The sequence below is a fragment of the Bordetella muralis genome, assembly GCF_054781015.1.
Genome location: NZ_BAAGVF010000006.1, coordinates 192,085 through 208,810 on the forward strand (window position 1 = coordinate 192,085; position 16,726 = coordinate 208,810).

Here is a 16,726-nt window from a genome sequence, read left to right on the forward strand (position 1 = left end):
TTGCCATGTCTCTCATCAACTACATCACGCAAATTCAGTTCGACTTTGGTGCCGTCCGTTTGCTTAAGAGTGAATGCGAACGCGTGGGCATACGCCGGCCATTGATTGTGACCGATAAGGGGGTGCGCGCCGCGGGCATTATCGATACGGTGCTTGAGGCGCTTGCGGGCGATGCGCCGGCAACGATCTATGACGGTACGCCGCCGAATCCGAACGAGGCCGCCGTGCGCGAAGCCGTGGCGGTGTATGAGGCCGGAGAGTGCGATGGCATCATCGCTGTAGGTGGAGGTTCCTCCATTGATCTGGCCAAGGGCGTGGCCGTTTGCGCGACGCACGATGGTCCGCTGCAGCGCTTCGCCGTGATCGAAGGCGGCGTGGCAAACATCACTGCGAAAACCGCGCCGGTCATCGCGGTGCCGACGACGGCCGGCACTGGCAGCGAAGTAGGCCGCGGCGCGATCCTGATTCTTGACGATGGCCGCAAAGTCGGTGTGATCTCGCCGTTCGTGGTGCCGCGCGTTGCGATCTGCGATCCCGAACTGACAATGGGCTTGCCGAGCGCATTGACGGCGGCAACGGGTATGGATGCCATCGCTCATTGCATCGAAACGTTCCTTGCCCCCGCTTTTAACCCGCCTGCGGACGGCATCGCACTCGATGGATTGTGGCGCGCGTGGCGGCATATCGAGCGCGCGACGCGCGAGCCCGGCGACCGCGTCGCGCGCATGAACATGATGAGCGCGTCGATGCAGGGTGCGCTCGCATTCCAGAAGGGCCTCGGTTGCGTGCACAGCCTGAGCCATTCGCTCGGGGGCATCAATCCGCGCCTTCATCACGGCACGCTGAACGCGATCTTTCTGCCGGCTGTGCTCGCCTTTAACGAGGATGCTCCTTCCGTACGCGATGAGGACAAGCTCAACCGCATCGCAATGGCAATGGGTGTGAGCAACGGTAATGAAGTGGCTTCGTCGGTGCGTGCCATGACGCAGCGGCTCGGCTTGCCCACCGGGCTCGCGCAACTGGGCGTCACGCCCGAGATGTTTCCGGACATCATCGCGGGCGCGCTCAAGGATCACAGCCACAAGACCAATCCGCGCGAGGCCTCCGCGGCAGATTACCGCGCCATGCTTGAAGCGTCGTTGTGAAGCGCGCAGGTGGAGCATGGCCGGGACGTGCTGCGCTTGCGCACACGTGAATCTCGACGCTTGGCATTCGGGGGCTCGATTTGCCCCATTTAGGAAATGGAAATGGACATTGCAGGAAACCTATTGATTGGCCAGGATGTGCGGCGCGGAACCAACGGTGTGTCGTATGCGCTCGACGCTGCAAGCGGCGAACGCCTCGCGCCTGGTTTCGGTGGCGCCACACTCGAGGACGTGGACGCTGCCTGCGAGCTCGCGTGGTCCGCGTTCGACCGATTCCGAGAAACGAGTCTGGAAGCTCGCGCGGAATTCCTGGATACGATCGCCACCAATATTCTCGCGCTGGGCGACAAGCTCATTGAGCGCTGCGTTGCGGAGTCGGGGTTGCCGCGCGCACGAATCGAAGGCGAGCGTGCCCGCACGGTTGGCCAATTGCGCATGTTCGCGGGCGTCGTGCGCTCCGGCGACTTTCTCGAAGTTCGTATGGACCCGGCGCAGCCGGAACGCAAGCCGCTACCGCGAGTCGATCTGCGCATGCGCCATATCGGGCTCGGGCCGGTCGCGGTGTTTGGCGCCAGCAACTTTCCGCTCGCCTTTTCCGTTGCGGGCGGCGATACGGCTTCCGCCTTCGCGGCGGGCTGCCCCGTGATCGTCAAGGCGCATGCGGCTCACCCCGGTACATCAGAGCTTGTGGGCGGGGCGGTGCGCCAGGCCGTGGAAGACTGTGGTATGCCGGCGGGGACGTTCTCGCTACTGTTCGGCAGTGGCCGCGAAATCGGTCAAGCCCTTGTGCGCGATCCGCGCATCAAGGCGGTGGGTTTCACCGGTTCGCGCCAGGCGGGAACGGATCTGATGGCTGTTGCTGCGGCGCGTCTCGAACCGATTCCGGTATACGCCGAAATGAGCAGTATCAATCCGGTGATCCTGTTTCCTCATGCGCTCGAACAGCGCGGCGAAGCCATTGCGCAGGCATTCGTGCAATCGCTGACGCTGGGCGCCGGCCAGTTCTGCACGAATCCGGGGTTGATCCTCGCGGTGCAAGGGCCGGCACTCGATCGGTTCGTGGCGGCGGCGTCGGAGGCGCTGGCTCGCACACCGGCCGCAACGATGCTCACACCGGGTATCCATCGGGCGTTCGAGACGGGCGTAGCGAACTTCTCTGCGCACCCACAGGTGCAAACGTTGGCGCGCGCGCAGCCGGCGGCCGGTGTGAACGAAGGGCAGGGTGCGCTCTTTTTGACGACCGCTGAGGCGTTTCGCGAGCACGCCTCGTTACGTGAAGAGATTTTCGGTGCCGCTTCGCTGATCGTAAGTTGTCCGGATTTGCAAGCAATGCAGGCCCTGATTGAATCGCTGGAGGGACAGCTGACGGTGGCACTGCATATCGATGAAGAGGATTACACGGTGGCGCGGTCGTTCCTGCCCGTTCTGGAGCGGCGTGTGGGGCGGGTGCTCGTCAATGGCTTTGGCACGGGTGTCGAAGTCTCGCATGCGATGGTGCACGGTGGACCCTATCCGTCCACGGCCGACGGGCGCTCGACTTCGGTGGGGAGTCTCGCGATTCGCCGCTATCTGCGGCCGGTGAGCTACCAGGACGTGCCAGAGGCGTTGTTGCCCGAGGCGCTTAAAGCGACGAATCCTTGGAAGGTCAATCGTCTCGTCGATGGAAAGATCGAGCTCGCGTAGCGTTAGCTCGTGCTCGCACGCGCGCCCAGCTAATCCTTAATACAAGTGCTGGAACTCGACAAGCACGCTAGCGCGCATGCCAAAAAAAGGAGGATATGACATGGAGCAAGGAACACCAACCGACGGCGCGAAGCATAACCGGGTAGCAATCGTGACCGGGGCGAGCACTGGAATCGGCCGAGCCACTACACGTGCGTTGCTCGATGACGGCTGGTGCGTTGCACTGGCCAGCCGACGCGAGGATGCACTCAATGAAGTGGTGCATGCGTATTGCGAAGCCGGGGGCGATGCGGCCCGCGCGATCGCGGTACCCACTGACGTGGCCGATCCGGCGTCGGTGCAGCAACTGTTCGACGTTACGAGAGAGGCGTTCGGGCGCCTTGACCTGCTCTTTAATAACGCGGGCCTCGGCGTGGAAGGGGTGTCGGTAGAGGAATTGTCCATCGACCGGTGGAAGACATTGATGGATGTCAATGTAACGGGCACGCTGCTCTGCACGCAGGCGGCGTTCCGCCAGATGCGTGCACAGAGCCCTAGCGGCGGACGCATTATCAATAACGGCTCGCTTTCGGCACACGTTCCACGGCTGCATTCTGCTGATTACACCGCCAGCAAACACGCGGTCAGCGGATTGACAAAGGCTTGTGCGCTGGACGGACGCCAATACGGCATAGCGGTCTGCCAGATCGATTTCGGCAATGCGCAGACTCACATGACGGCGAAGATGGGCGCAGGCACGCTTCAGGCGAATGGCGAACGTGCGATTGAGCCGGTCATGGATGTGTCGCACGCGGCACGTTCCGTCGCCTACATGGCGAGCCTGCCCCTGGAAGCCAACGTTCAGTTCATGACCGTCATGGCGACCGCAATGCCTTTTATAGGTCGTGGTTAGCGCAAGCAGGTGCAGTCGTTAGAAGTGGGTTGTTTTAACCAGCACTACAAAATAAATTGGAGACACAAAATGCAAGCATCATTGGTGGCAGGCGAACAGCCTGCCGATCTGCTCGACGAGGCCAGAATTCTTAACAAGGTTAGTTGGCGTATTGTTCCTTTAATCCTCGCCTGTTTCGTCGTCGCTTACTTGGACCGGGTAAATGTCAGCTTCGCCAAACTGCAGATGCAATCGGATATCGGCCTGAGCGACGCCGCCTATGGTCTCGGTGCCAGTGCTTTTTTTATCGGCTACCTACTATTCGAAATTCCGAGTAATGCCATTTTGGTGAAGGTGGGTCCGCGCCTCTGGATCGCGCGGATCATGGTTACGTGGGGCCTCGTCTCGGCTGGGATGATGTTCGTGCGCTCGGAAAATATGTTCTACTTTTTGCGTTTCCTGCTCGGTGTACTGGAAGCCGGTTTCGTGCCGGGTGTGCTCTATTACTTCACACGGTGGTTTCCGGCCGAGCGTCGTGGACGGATCAATAATCTATTTTTCGGCAGCATCGCGCTGTGCGGCATTATCGCAGGGCCGGTTTCAGGTGCGATTCTCAAGTACTTCGATGGTGTGCACGGCTTGCCAGGATGGCAGTGGCTGTTTCTGCTGGAAGGCGTGCCGTCGATCTTGCTGGGCGTGATCGTGCTGCTGGTACTCGACGATCACGTCAAGGATGCGAAGTGGCTCACGCAAGACGAGAAGCGGCGTCTGAGCGAGATCCTTGCGCGCGACTCCCAAGTGGGCAGTACACATTCGTTCGCTGCGGCGCTGAAGCTGCCAATCACGTATCTGTTCTCGCTTATTTATTTCGGGCTGTGCATGGGCATCTACGGCTTTCTGTTCTGGATGCCACAGTTGATCAAGACAGCTGGTACCACCGATCCGTTCATGATCGGCCTGATTACGTCGCTGCCGTACGTCGTCGCGTTGGTTGGCACGATTTTGTTGGGCAGGACGTCGGACCGTACTGGTGAGCGCCGCTGGCACCTCACGGGATGCGCATTGGCGGCGGCCATCGGCTATGTGCTCAGCGCGGCGTACGGAAACAATACGGTAATTCTCGTCATTGGCATGACGATCGCGGCGACCGGTGTGATCGCGTCGTTTGGCATTTTCTGGATTTTCCCCGCACGCGTATTGACGGGGGCGGCGGCCGCTGCGGGTGTGGCGCTCATCAATTCGATCGGGCAGATCGGCGGGCTCATCGCACCGTATATGGTGGGCAAGGTCAAGGAGGTGACCGGCAGCGCATCAATGGGTCTCTACACGATCGCACTGACGTGCGCCGTAACGGCTTTACTCATCGCCTACGCGATGCCGCGAAAGATTCGCTTCCGCGATGTCGGCTCGCAGGGACGATGAATACCCACTTCTTCTACTGATTATGATCTTATGAGCAAGCAGCCCTTGATTGTTGTACGGCCATATACGCCGGCTGATATGGCGATTCTCGAGCAAACGTACAGCGTTCACCGTCTGTGGGAGGCAACCGACAAGGTAAGCTTCCTTCGGAAATTCGGCTCAGGTGTGCGCGCGCTCGCGACTGACGGCGAGCACGGCGCCGACGCGGCGACGATGGATTTGCTCCCGGACCTCGAGCTCATCGCCAGCTTTGGTGTCGGACTCGACGCAATCGACGTCGCACACGCGCGGCGGCGAAATATCCGCGTGACCCACACGCCAGATGTGTTGACGGAAGATGTCGCAGATATGGCATTCGGCTTGCTGCTCGCGTGCGCTCGGCGTATTCCGCAGTGTGATAGCTACGTGAGGCAGGGGCGCTGGTCCGAGGGCGGCCCTGGCCTGACAACACGCGTATGGGGCAAGCGTGTCGGCATACTGGGCCTCGGCCGCGTGGGACGCGCAGTGGCCACGCGAGCAGAAGCATTCAAGCTTGAAGTCGCATACCACGATCGATGCCGTTTCGATGATGTGCGCTATCGGTATTTCTCCGACGTGGTCGCGTTAGCTGCTGAAGTGGACTTCCTCGTGATCTGTGCGTCCGCTGATAGCGACACGCGCGGCGTAATCGGCAAACAGGTGCTCGACGCCTTGGGGCGTGATGGAATGTTAATTAATGTCGCCCGTGGCGCGATCGTTGACGAACCTGTCTTGCTAAGGTATTTGCGCGAGCGGCTGATTGCTGGCGCTGCACTTGACGTCTTTCATAATGAGCCGAATATCGCACGGGAGTTCGGTGACCTCGATAGCGTCATTCTGCAGCCCCATCAATCGAGTGCAACGAGGGAAACGCGCGCCTCGATGGGGGCTCTCGTTCGCGACAATCTGAGCGCTTATTTTGCGGGTCGGCCGTTGCTGACGGAATTTCTTGGGCCTGCGAGATAGGCAGAACGAATCAGCCGCCCACCAATACCGGCGTCTGACGATAGCGATCAGGATATTCCTTGGCCAAGTTTTCTACTTTTGGCTGGTCGTTGATCACGATGTACAGACTGTCGGGATGCCGAACCAGATAGTCCTGATGGTAGTCTTCGGCGGGATAAAATTTATCCAGGTTCTCGACCGTAGTCGCCAACTGGCGGTTGTAGATTCCCGAGCGATTCAACTGGGCAATATAGGCCTCTGCCACACGTCGCTGGTCTGCGTCCACCGGAAAAATAGTCGACCGGTATTGAGTGCCCACATCCGGCCCCTGGCGATCGCGCTGGGTGGGATCGTGCGCCACCGAGAAATAGATCTGCAGCAGCTGACCATAGGTAATACGGCTAGGATCGTAGGTGATCTGCACGGCCTCGGCATGGCCTGTCCGGCCGGTGCTGACCGTATCGTACTGGGCAGTATTGGCGCTGCCTCCGGCGTAGCCCGATAGCGCCTGGGTGACGCCGTCTACGTGCTGAAAGACGGCTTGTACACCCCAGAAACATCCACCAGCGAGCACGGCGGTGGCTGTTTTGGCTGAATTGGCAGACAGATCCTGCTCGGGCTGTGGAATGTGAAATACGGCCTCGGCAGCATGGCCCGGCGGCTGCAGGAAAAACGAGGCGGCGCCGGTGATAAGGGCTGCCGCGGCCAGTCTGAGGCAGACTCGGCGGGAGGGCGTGCCCGTTTTTCTGGCTTGCGTGGCGAGTGTCGGGTTCATGATGAAATTCCTGTAAGGCTGTCGATCAAGATACCGCGATGGTGAAAGCCAGGGCGACACCGTTCATACAGTAACGCAATCCCGTGGGTTTGGGCCCATCGTCGAATACGTGGCCAAGGTGTCCGCCACAGCGTCCGCAATGCACGGCAGTACGCACCATGCCGAAGCTGCGGTCGCGCGTGGTGCCGATCGCATGCGGTAGAGGCTGCCAGAAACTGGGCCAACCGGTGCCGCTGTCGAATTTGGTCTGTGAAGCAAATAGCGCTTGCCCGCAGCCCGCGCACGCATAGGTGCCGGTGCGATGCTCGTGGTCCAGCGGGCTGGAATAGGGCTGTTCCGTTTCGGCGTGGCGTAATACTGCGTACTGCATCGGGGTCAGCAGGGCACGCCATTCGGCATCGCTGTGCATGACCGCAAAATTTTCCGGTTCGGCACGGGCCAGTGCGCTCGGACCGGTCAGTGTGTACAGCGCTGCGGCCAAGGCAGCATTGCCGCCGGCGGTGAGGAAAAACCTGCGAGTTGATTTCATGATCTGCTCCGCGGCACGCGGCCGGCGGAACCCGCCAGCGCGGGCACCGTGGTCACGTTGGCATCGATTTACTTTTTCATTCCGTCGTGGGACATGCCGTCTTTCTTCATGCCATCTTTGGACATGCTGTCTTTGGACATCGCGCTGTCTTTTTTCATTCCATCGTGCGACATGTTGTCTTTCTTCATCCCATCTTTGGACATGGAGTCTTTGGACATCGAGCTATCCTTTTTCATGCCATCATGGGACATGCCATCCTTGGACATCGAGCTCTTGGACATGCCGTCCTTGGCCATGCCATCCTTGCTCATATTGTCTGCGGCATAGGCGCCGCCGGCAGCCAGAGCCAGGCACATCGACATTGCATAGATCGCGCTTTTTTTCATGGAGAACTCCTATTTGTTGCGGCACTGCCGCGGGGGGTGAGAAAACGTCAACTGCCACCGAACCAGTTGTAGCCCTGGTCTTCCCAATAACCACCAGGAAACGTGTTGGTGACGTAGATGGCCTGGATATGTTTGGGATTCTTGTAGCCAAGCTTGGTCGGCATGCGCAGCTTCATGGGAAATCCATATTCGGCAGGCAGGGGCTGGCCGTCATAGGTCAAGGTCAGCAAGGTCTGTGGATGCAGGGCGGTGGGCATGTCGATACTGGTGTAATAGTCGTCGGCGCATTGGAAACCCACGTATTTGGCCTGCAGGTCGGCGCCCACGCTGCGCAGAAAATCCGAAAACCGTACGCCGCCCCATTTGCCGATCGCGCTCCAGCCTTCTACGCAGATGTGGCGTGTGACCTGATCGACCTGTGCCATGGCACGCAACTGATGCAGACGCCAGGGGCGCTTGTCGGCCACCAGACCGCTCAATTCCAGCCGATAATCCGCCTCATCTATCTGCGGTACATCGTCGATGCCATAGTAGGCATTGAAGGGAAACGGCCGCGTGATCATGGACTCGGGATAGGTGGGCGCCAATTGGGTGGGATCGAAAATCCATCCCTGTACCCGATCATTGAAGCGGGACACGGCGGTCAGGGCTTGTTCCACACTGTCGTTGTCGCTCAGGCTGCAACCCGACAGCAACGCCAGTCCGCCCAGGCTCAGCGTGCGTTGCAGGAAAGCACGGCGTGTGGGTTGCTCAATGCGCGGGGCGAGCAGTTTGCGCGCCTCTTGCAAGATGGCCGATTCGTCCAGTCCGGGCAGGGTGGGGCGTTTGTGCAGGGGCATGTCGTATCCTTTTATTTGCCGCGAATCATGGTCAATAGCGTGCGCGGCACCAGGGCCACCATCAGTACATGTATGGCCACGAATGCGACCATCAACGCCATCGCAATGAAGTGCACATAGCGGGCAGATTCATAGCCGCCCATCAATACGCGCAGCGTTTCAAATTGCACGGATTTCCACAGCACGAGGCCGGACAGCACCAGAACGGCAATGTCGACCATGACGAACAGATAAGCCAGCCGCTGCACGGCGTTGTAATGGCGCGGATCGGCATGCGACAGGCGGCCGCGCAATGCCGCAATCAAGTCAGCGGCGATGTGTCGAGGCGACAGCGGGAAAAAACGTTGCTTCAAGCGGCCGGTTCCCAAATTCATCGCCAGGTACAGCAGTCCGTTGCCGGCCAGCAGCCACATACCGGCAAAATGCCACTGCAGCGCACCGCCCAGCCAGCCGCCCAGGGTGATGGCCGCCGGAAAATCGAAATCGAACAGCGGCGACGCGTTATAAATACGCCAGCCGCTGGGGATCATGATCAGGACGGCCAGTACGTTCAGCCAGTGCGTGACGCGCAGCCAGACGGGATGCACGGCGCGGTTGTCGGACGTGGCAGCAAGCGGACGAGGAGAAAAGTGAGTAGCCATGGGGGCATTCTTGCCCGTACCGTATGGCGAAGTCCTCACGCAAAGTTAAATTAAATGTGATAACTAGCCTGCCGCAATTGGCGACAATAGCGGTTACCGGTCAAAAATCCCTGGCACCGCCATGTCCAAACGTATCCTGATAGTCGAAGACGACGCCCATATCGCAGATTTGCTGAACTTGCACTTGCGCGACGAGGGCTATGCGGTCACTCATGCGGCTGACGGCGACGCCGGCATGCGTCAGTTGGAAACCGGGCATTGGGATGCGTTGGTGCTGGATCTGATGCTGCCCGGCATTGATGGCCTGGAAATCTGCAAGCGCGCCCGCGCGATGGCGCGCTACACGCCTATCATCATCACCAGTGCCCGGTCCAGCGAGGTGCACCGCATTCTGGGCCTGGAACTGGGGGCCGACGATTATCTGGCCAAGCCGTTCTCGATGCTGGAATTGGTGGCCCGCGTCAAGGCATTGCTGCGCCGCGCCGATGCGCTTGTGCGCAATGCGCGTTTGGATGCCGGCCGTCTGGACGTATCGGGTGTTTCCATTGATCCGGTAGCGCGCGATGCCAGGGTTCAAGGCCGGTTGCTGGAGCTGACGCCACGCGAATTCGACCTGCTGTATTTCTTTGCCCGCCATCCTGGCAAGGTGTTTTCGCGCATGGATCTGTTGAATCAGGTCTGGGGTTACCAGCACGAAGGCTACGAGCACACGGTAAACACTCACATTAATCGATTGCGCACAAAGATCGAGGCTGACCCGTCCGAGCCGAGCCTGATCCTGACGGTATGGGGCCGCGGCTACAAATTCGCCGCGCCGGCTCCTGGAGAGTCTTCATGAAGCACCTGACATTGACCCAGCGCCTTTCCGCAGTGTTCGCGCTGTTGTTGTTGGCTTGCTGTGGCGCCTCGGCCTGGCTGCACATGGCCGCTAATGAGCGTTATCAACAAGAAGTCGTGCAGAGGTTGTCCAGCGGCCTGGCCGAGCACATCGCCGGCAGCCGCACATTGATGGACGCCGACGGCTGGAAACCGGAGTCGGTGCGCACGCTGTTCGATCAGTTGATGGCCGTGAACCCAGCCGTCGAGGTCTATCTGTTGGGCAATGATGGCCGCATCGAGGCCGACGCGGCGCCGGCCGGCCGCGTCAAGCTCGACAGGGTCGAGTTGGAGCCTGTGCGCCGTTTCCTGGCGGGTGATCCGTTGCCTATTCTAGGAGCGGATCCACGCAATATAGGGGCTCATAAAGTATTCAGCGCGGCACCGGTACGCATCGATGGTGTGGATCGTGGCTATGTTTATGTCGTGCTGCAGGGAGAGGCGCATGATGCCCTGGCCTCGGCGGTATCGGCCAGCGCCGTGTTGCGTACCACGCTATGGTCGATCGCCTTGGTCGCGCTGCTTGGATTGGTGGCCGGGCTGGTGGCATTTGCGCTGATAACGCGGCCGCTGCGCGAGCTGACGCAGGCGGTACGCAAGTTCGACGGCGACGGCAGCGCTGCAGCAGCCCTGTATCGCGTGGGAGACGACGAGAAACATCGCGACGAAATCGGCGTCCTGCGGCGGGCATTTGCGCAGATGGGACAGCGAATCGCTGACCAGTGGCACGAACTCACGCGGCAGGATCAACAACGGCGCGACCTGGTTGCCAATATCTCGCATGACCTGCGCACGCCGTTGACATCGCTGCACGGTTATCTGGAAACCCTGCGCCTGAAGGATGAGTCGCTGGCCGCTGAGGAGCGGCGCCGCTACCTGGACATCGCGCTTGGACAAAGCCGTAAAGTCGGCCGCCTGGCGCAGGAACTCTTCGAATTGGCCCGGCTGGAATCCGGCCTGGTACAACTGGAAATCGACACGTTTTCACTGCCCGAGCTGGTGCAGGATGTGATTCAGAAATTTGAGTTGGCGGCCGAGGCGCGGCGTCAGCGCCTGAGCACGGACTTTCCCAGAGAGCTGCCACCTGTGCGCGCCGACCTGGGCATGATAGAGCGGGTGCTGACCAATTTATTGGACAACGCCATTCGTCACAGTCCACCGGGTACTGACATCGAGGTGCGGCTAGGCAATTCCAGGCAGATGGTCGAGGTGCGGGTCAGCGATAGTGGTCCGGGAATTCCGGCGGACCTGCGTGCAGGACTATTTACGCGGGCATCGGCGTTGCGTCAGCCACGCAGCGATGGCGGAGGACTGGGGCTGGTGATTGTGCAGCGGATCTTGCAATTGCATCGCAGCGAGATCCGCCTGCTGGACGAGCCGGGCCAAGGCGCCGTGTTTTCGTTCGACTTGCCCGCCGGGCGCTGATTGTCGATCGTCCCTATCTATTCATTTGTTCTATGCCAGGAGGATTGTCCTATTCCCGAGGATGGGCGTTGCCAGTATGCTCGCCCAATTCAGACTAGAGAATAAACGGAGACTGCCGTGTTGATTGCTGCTCGTTATGTATTAAGCGGCTGTGCGTTGGTCGTGGCCGGCGCCATGCCATTGGCCTCGATGGCTCAGAATAATACGATCAAGCTCGTCGTAGGAGCGCCGCCGGGAGGCACGACGGACACCGTCGCCCGCAGTATTGCGCAGCACATGGGCCAGGATTTAAAGCGCACTGTGTTGGTCGAGAACAAACCTGGCGCTGGAGGCAACATCGCGGCGGATTATGTGGCCAAGAGCACCGCTGATGGCAACACGTTATTGGTTACGTTCACCAGTTTTTCCATCAACGCCTCGCTGTATCGCAAACTGCCGTTCGACACGATCGAGGATTTCACGCCGATCAGTATGCTGGCGAATGTGCCCAGTGTCCTGGTCACGCGCAAGGATTTCCCGGCGCAGAACATGGCCGAGTTTGTTAAAGAAGTGAAATCGCATCCGGGCAAGTACACCACGGCGCTGGGGGCAATAGGCTCGTCGCTGCATATGGCCGGCGAGCGGATGAAGATGATGGCCGGGTTGGATATCTTGAACGTCCCCTACAAGGGGACGGCGCCTGCGCTCACGGACGTGCTGGGCGGCCAGGTGGATATGATGTTCGCGAGCTCAATGAATGCCTTGGCCCCGGTCAAGAACGGGACATTGAAAGCGCTGGGCGTGACGAGCACGGCGGAACTGCCGCAATTCCCAGGAGTGCCGCCGATCGGCGACACGATCAAGGGATTCGAGTCCAACGCCTGGTTCGCAATGTTTGGTCCGGCCGGCTTGTCGCCCAAGGTCGTTGCAGAGCTGAACAGCGCTGCGCGCAAGGCCGTGGATACACCGGATTTTCGTAAGCTGCTTGAGGCCGAGGCGGCAACTGCCGTGAGCAGCACGCCTGAGGAGCTAGGCGAATTCGTGCGTAAAGATATTGCACGATACGCAGAAATCGTGAAGTTCACGGGCGCGACGGTGGATTGATTCTTGCAGATCAGTGATTTGTGGAACGGATCGGCCGTGTCCCACATCGCGCCGACCACTATCGAGCCAAAGCCGGTGTAAGCCCTCGTTTTCAGCAATGCCGCACTGCGTCATAACAATGTACGTACATAATCACAAATAAGTGATATGTTTATGTACGGACGTTGGCGTAGATCAGCGCCCGAAACCACCAAATAAGGAGGCAGAGGATGCGTGGAGCAATAGCGGCGTTATTGCTGGGTATTGGATTGGGGGCAGGCACGGTGACGGCGCATGCGGCGTATCCCGAGCGCGGCGTCAAGATGATCGTGCCATATCCGGCCGGGCAGACGACGGATGTCATTGCCCGCGCTGTTGGACAGGAACTGAGTGACGCCCTGGGACAGGCTTTTTTTGTCGATAACCGAGGCGGCGCGGGCGGCATCATCGGCATGGAGGCTGCCAAGCGCTCGGAGGCGGATGGCTATACGTTGTTGATGACTGCCAGTGGACCTGTGGCAATCAACCCCGGGCTCTATAGCAAGCTGCCATACGATGCCCAAAAAGACTACGAGCCTGTTGCGTTGGTTGCGATGGTGCCGCTGTTTCTCGTAGTGCGCAAGGATTTTCCCGCCAACAACGTGCGTGAGCTGCTGGGCTATATCAAGCAGCATCCCGGCCAACTCAACTACGGCTCGGGCGGCAGTGGATTGACCAACCATTTGGCGATGGAAATGTTCAAGAGCCAAGCGGGATTGAATATGACGCATGTGCCGTATCGCGGGGCATCGGCCGCGTTGACGGGGCTGTTGAGCGGCGATGTGGCGCTGATGTTTGAGGCAGGTCCTGCTATCAAGCCGCATGTCGAGTCCGGTGCGCTAAAGGTATTGGCCGTGGGTGGCCTGGAGCCTGCGCGGGCGTTTCCGGACGTGAAGCCAGTCTCCGTTGAAGGCGTGCCGGGTTACGAAGCGCAAGCGTGGATTGTCTTGATGGCGCCCGCGGGCACGCCCAAACCCGTCATCGACAAGCTCAACGCGGTGACGCGCGATGTCGTGAGCCGCCCGGGTATCCAGAACAAACTCGCCGATTTGGGCGCAGACACGGTTTCAGTCAGCCCCGAAGACACGCGCGAATTTATCGCGCGAGAGATCTCCGTATGGGGCAAAGCGGTAAAGACCTCTAACGCCAAGGTCGATTGAATACCTGTTAACTTTTATGCAGGGTGGGATAGGGGCCGTCGTGCAATGCGTATTCGGACAGTATCTGGTCTCGTACGGCGCGTCGGCTGATCTTGCCTTGGGGATTGCGGGGCAGAGCCGCGATCGCGATGTGCGCGCGGGGATGTTTATAGCGTGCGAGACTCTCGACCTGCTGCCGTGCATGATCTGCCCAGAGGTCGTCGGCACGCTCTGCGACGGCGACGATGATCTCGCCCCAGTAGTCGGAGGGCAGTGCGACGACACAGATGTCGCCGCATCCTGGTGTGCCGGCGAGCGCGGCTTCGATTTCATCGGGATAGACTTTATAGCCGCCCGTCTTGATGACGTCGGCCATGCGGCCCAGCAGCCAGAGCCGTCCTCGTTCATCGATGCGACCCAAGTCGCCGGTGCGATGCCAGCCATCGGCGTCCGGTGCGTGGAAGCCGTCCTGATCGATATGGCCGACGTACATATGCGACGAGCGCAATTCGATCTCGTCGTGCGAGTTGATGCGCAGCTGTACGCCTGGTGCGGGCCAGCCCAGGCAAGCGCCTTCGCCGCTATCCGATGCAAAGCAGGCTTCGGTGGCGGCAGGATCCAGTACGGTGATGGGATTGACGTTTTCGCTCTTGCCATAGGTGACGCGAACGCAAGGGCCAAAGAGCGCACGTGCGCGCGCATAGAGGCTGGGCGTGAGCGTCTGGGTGCCGGTGAAAACGCAGCGTACGTTGGGGAAATGTTCGCCCTCAAAGGCCGCAGCGAGTTTTGCGAGCACGGTAGGAGGGGCGAATATCGCTTCGAGTTTGCCACTGCGCAATTCGCGGCCCACGGCCTCGAGGTCGACGCCATTGAGCAACACTGCTGTGCCGCCGTAGTCCAGCCATGCACGCGCCTGCATCGAGGCTCCATGCACATAGGGCGTCATCAACAATACGCGTGATCCAGGGCCGGGGGTAAAGGGCAACATGGCACGCAGCAGAACTGCTGCCAGCCAGCGGCGTCCCTGGTCATACACCAGCGCTTTGGGTTTGCCGGTGGTGCCCGAGGAAAAAATGATTCGACCCCAAGTATCGGCACGGACGGCGGGCAACACATCGGGATGGGGACGTGGTGCGATGTCTTCGCACAGGATCAGCCGGGCTCCCAGATCACTGACCGTGCCGGCATGGGCACGGTCAGTGATAATGTGGCTCATCGGGGCCAATTGTTGTCCCCATTGAATTTCCTGACGTGTGTAGGCGGCATTAAGATGCACCAGACAGACGCCGCTGATGGTGGCGCCATAATCTGCCCAGACCGCGTTGATACCATTGGGCAAGTAGATGCCGACACAGCCCCCTGGCTGTGCGCCATCGTTTAACAAGGCGTTCGCCAGCGCGTGGGCATGGGCATTGAGCGCCGCATAGTTCAGTGTGGCGTGGCCGTCGTCGACGGCCACCTGTTCAGGATAGCGTTGGGCCAGGGTATGGAGTTCGAGCGACCAAGGGATATCGTCGGTACGCGTCATCAGTCAGTTTCCAAACAGGGTGCGAATGTTGTCGATCTGAGCGAGGCTGGTCAATCGGTCATAGAGCGTGCCGGCCGACGGGATTGCTGCGGCATTCGTGCCGGCCTGAGCGCGCCATACGGCCAGGCAGTCATCGAATTTGGTACGCAAATCGGCTTCGTTCAGCGGCAAATGAGCATGTCCGCGTGCATAGCGGATTTCGCCTGAGCGGAAAATGCGGCCGTCTTGCATTTCGATGGTCACGGTGTCGTATAGGGCGAATGCGGCGTCTTCCGGATCCGGTGTCTCGACGATTTCGACGGCGACTTTGCGATAGAGCTCGTGCATGGCGGACTCGTTGACAAACTCGTCATTCAATTCCGCCAGCCCCACTTTACGTCGCATCAACGCAGCGGCTACGGCAAATTGCGCGCTGAATTTGGCTTCCAGTGCGGTGACGGGGGCCGCGTTGCGCAACATGGAAGCCTGGGCCGGGCCGATACCCAAGGTGATGTGCGCGACTTTGGCGGCATCCAGGTTTTCTGCATTCGCGATATCGAGAACGGCATCGATGACGCGATGGCCGGAATAGCAGACGGGGTATTTCTTGATGGACAGGCGCGTGGCCAGGATATGGGGGACGCCAGGCCGATAGGGACGTTCGCGATCGACATGACCATGCGGAGATAGGGCGGCCAGGAAACCCGCATGGTGCTCCAGTGCGTCGTTTGCCGCACTTAATCCCAGGCCGGCCAGCGTGACCGCTTCGAAGGCCAGGGCGCCGGCACGGCCTGCGTGCAGCGGTTTGGTCATGGTGCCGAAGTTCGCGACGAGGCCGCTGGCCAGGCTGGCGCTGATGGCCAGTGCGCGGACGATGTCGGAGGCTGGTAGTTTGCGCAGATAGGCCAGGGCTGCCGTTGCGGCGACAGTGCCGAATACCGCCGTGGGATGCCAGCCCTTGATGTGATACGGGTCAGATTCGCGCGAGGCCAGTTCCGCCCAAACTTCATAACCCACGACATAGGCGCGCAAACACTCGGCTCCTGAGGCGCCTCGTGCGTGAGCCTCCGCGAGAATGGCCGGCGTGAGCACGGTGCTGGGGTGGCCAGAAAGCGCGACGTCGTCGTAATCCAGTGCGTGACCTGCGACGCCGTTGACGAATGCGGCTTGCGGCGATGGCAGCGTCGCGCCGCCAAACCATAGCGGAGCGCTCTGTGTGCCGGACTGTAGCGTGGATCGCGCATACTCCATCGCGATACGCGTGACTGGCTCCTGATGTCCGGCGAGGGCGACGGCGATGGTGTCGGTCATGCCCTGGCGGGCAATGGCGATGGCCTCGCTTTCGCGGGTGCCCAAATCAGGCTGTGCGATGTACGTGGCCAACGCTTGGGTGAGTGCGTTCATGAGAGCTCCGTGAAATCCAG

At 60.2% G+C, this 16,726-nt stretch carries 16 protein-coding genes; 9 read left to right on the forward strand and 7 right to left on the reverse strand.

What is annotated here, in order from left to right:
• The first annotated feature begins 5 nt into the window (after positions 1 to 5).
• The 5 genes from ACYVIT_RS11930 to ACYVIT_RS11950 all read left to right on the forward strand — a co-directional run bounded on the left by ACYVIT_RS11930 (position 6) and on the right by ACYVIT_RS11950 (position 6,105).
• Entirely contained in the window at positions 6 to 1,145 is a 1,140-nt protein-coding gene (locus ACYVIT_RS11930; protein WP_415806212.1) for an iron-containing alcohol dehydrogenase, read from the forward strand.
• Positions 1,146 to 1,247: 102 nt separating this feature from the next.
• Positions 1,248 to 2,828, forward strand: coding sequence for an aldehyde dehydrogenase (NADP(+)) (locus ACYVIT_RS11935; RefSeq protein ID WP_415806213.1), 1,581 nt, complete (start codon positions 1,248 to 1,250; stop codon positions 2,826 to 2,828).
• A 100-nt stretch (positions 2,829 to 2,928) separates the two neighbouring features.
• A complete protein-coding gene (locus tag ACYVIT_RS11940) occupies positions 2,929 to 3,720 on the forward strand; it encodes an SDR family oxidoreductase (protein ID WP_415806214.1) in 792 nt (263 codons plus the stop codon).
• A gap of 69 nt (positions 3,721 to 3,789) precedes the next feature.
• Entirely contained in the window at positions 3,790 to 5,121 is a 1,332-nt protein-coding gene (locus ACYVIT_RS11945) for an MFS transporter (RefSeq protein ID WP_415806215.1), read from the forward strand.
• A 30-nt stretch (positions 5,122 to 5,151) separates the two neighbouring features.
• Positions 5,152 to 6,105: a 2-hydroxyacid dehydrogenase gene (locus ACYVIT_RS11950; RefSeq protein WP_415806216.1), complete on the forward strand. Its 954-nt coding sequence runs from the start codon at positions 5,152 to 5,154 to the stop codon at positions 6,103 to 6,105.
• Between the two features lie 10 nt (positions 6,106 to 6,115).
• Here ACYVIT_RS11950 and msrA read toward each other — a convergent pair whose 3' ends face one another.
• From msrA to ACYVIT_RS11975, 5 genes are all read right to left on the reverse strand, one after another.
• The gene (gene msrA / locus ACYVIT_RS11955) at positions 6,116 to 6,859 is read right to left on the reverse strand and encodes a peptide-methionine (S)-S-oxide reductase MsrA (RefSeq protein ID WP_415806217.1); all 744 of its coding nucleotides are present in this window, start codon (positions 6,857 to 6,859) and stop codon (positions 6,116 to 6,118) included.
• Between the two features lie 25 nt (positions 6,860 to 6,884).
• Positions 6,885 to 7,388 (reverse strand): peptide-methionine (R)-S-oxide reductase MsrB, encoded by a 504-nt coding sequence (gene msrB / locus ACYVIT_RS11960; protein WP_415806218.1) that lies wholly within the window; start codon positions 7,386 to 7,388, stop codon positions 6,885 to 6,887.
• A 68-nt stretch (positions 7,389 to 7,456) separates the two neighbouring features.
• A complete protein-coding gene (locus tag ACYVIT_RS11965; RefSeq protein WP_415806219.1) occupies positions 7,457 to 7,774 on the reverse strand; it encodes a pentapeptide MXKDX repeat protein in 318 nt (105 codons plus the stop codon).
• 47 nt (positions 7,775 to 7,821) lie between these two features.
• Positions 7,822 to 8,613 (reverse strand): molybdopterin-dependent oxidoreductase, encoded by a 792-nt coding sequence (locus ACYVIT_RS11970; protein ID WP_415806220.1) that lies wholly within the window; start codon positions 8,611 to 8,613, stop codon positions 7,822 to 7,824.
• A gap of 11 nt (positions 8,614 to 8,624) precedes the next feature.
• Entirely contained in the window at positions 8,625 to 9,254 is a 630-nt protein-coding gene (locus ACYVIT_RS11975; protein ID WP_415806221.1) for a cytochrome b/b6 domain-containing protein, read from the reverse strand.
• 121 nt (positions 9,255 to 9,375) lie between these two features.
• On the opposite strand from ACYVIT_RS11975, the gene ACYVIT_RS11980 reads away from it, so the two are divergent.
• From ACYVIT_RS11980 to ACYVIT_RS11995, 4 genes are all read left to right on the forward strand, one after another.
• Complete coding sequence (locus ACYVIT_RS11980; protein WP_415806222.1) at positions 9,376 to 10,092, forward strand: response regulator transcription factor; 717 nt, start codon at positions 9,376 to 9,378, stop codon at positions 10,090 to 10,092.
• Positions 10,089 to 11,555, forward strand: coding sequence for a sensor histidine kinase (locus ACYVIT_RS11985; RefSeq protein WP_415806223.1), 1,467 nt, complete (start codon positions 10,089 to 10,091; stop codon positions 11,553 to 11,555). Before ACYVIT_RS11980 ends, ACYVIT_RS11985 begins: the two co-directional genes overlap by 4 nt.
• A gap of 174 nt (positions 11,556 to 11,729) precedes the next feature.
• Positions 11,730 to 12,638 (forward strand): tripartite tricarboxylate transporter substrate binding protein, encoded by a 909-nt coding sequence (locus ACYVIT_RS11990; protein WP_415806269.1) that lies wholly within the window; start codon positions 11,730 to 11,732, stop codon positions 12,636 to 12,638.
• A 209-nt stretch (positions 12,639 to 12,847) separates the two neighbouring features.
• Positions 12,848 to 13,816 carry a Bug family tripartite tricarboxylate transporter substrate binding protein gene (locus ACYVIT_RS11995; RefSeq protein WP_415806224.1) on the forward strand — a complete coding sequence of 323 codons (969 nt, stop codon included), beginning with the start codon at positions 12,848 to 12,850 and terminating at the stop codon, positions 13,814 to 13,816.
• A gap of 7 nt (positions 13,817 to 13,823) precedes the next feature.
• On the opposite strand, the gene ACYVIT_RS12000 is transcribed toward ACYVIT_RS11995, so the two are convergent.
• Together ACYVIT_RS12000 and ACYVIT_RS12005 are read right to left on the reverse strand one after the other, a co-directional pair.
• Positions 13,824 to 15,323 (reverse strand): class I adenylate-forming enzyme family protein, encoded by a 1,500-nt coding sequence (locus ACYVIT_RS12000; RefSeq protein ID WP_415806225.1) that lies wholly within the window; start codon positions 15,321 to 15,323, stop codon positions 13,824 to 13,826.
• A gap of 3 nt (positions 15,324 to 15,326) precedes the next feature.
• Positions 15,327 to 16,706 (reverse strand): MmgE/PrpD family protein, encoded by a 1,380-nt coding sequence (locus ACYVIT_RS12005; RefSeq protein WP_415806226.1) that lies wholly within the window; start codon positions 16,704 to 16,706, stop codon positions 15,327 to 15,329.
• Between the last annotated feature and the right edge of the window lie 20 nt (positions 16,707 to 16,726).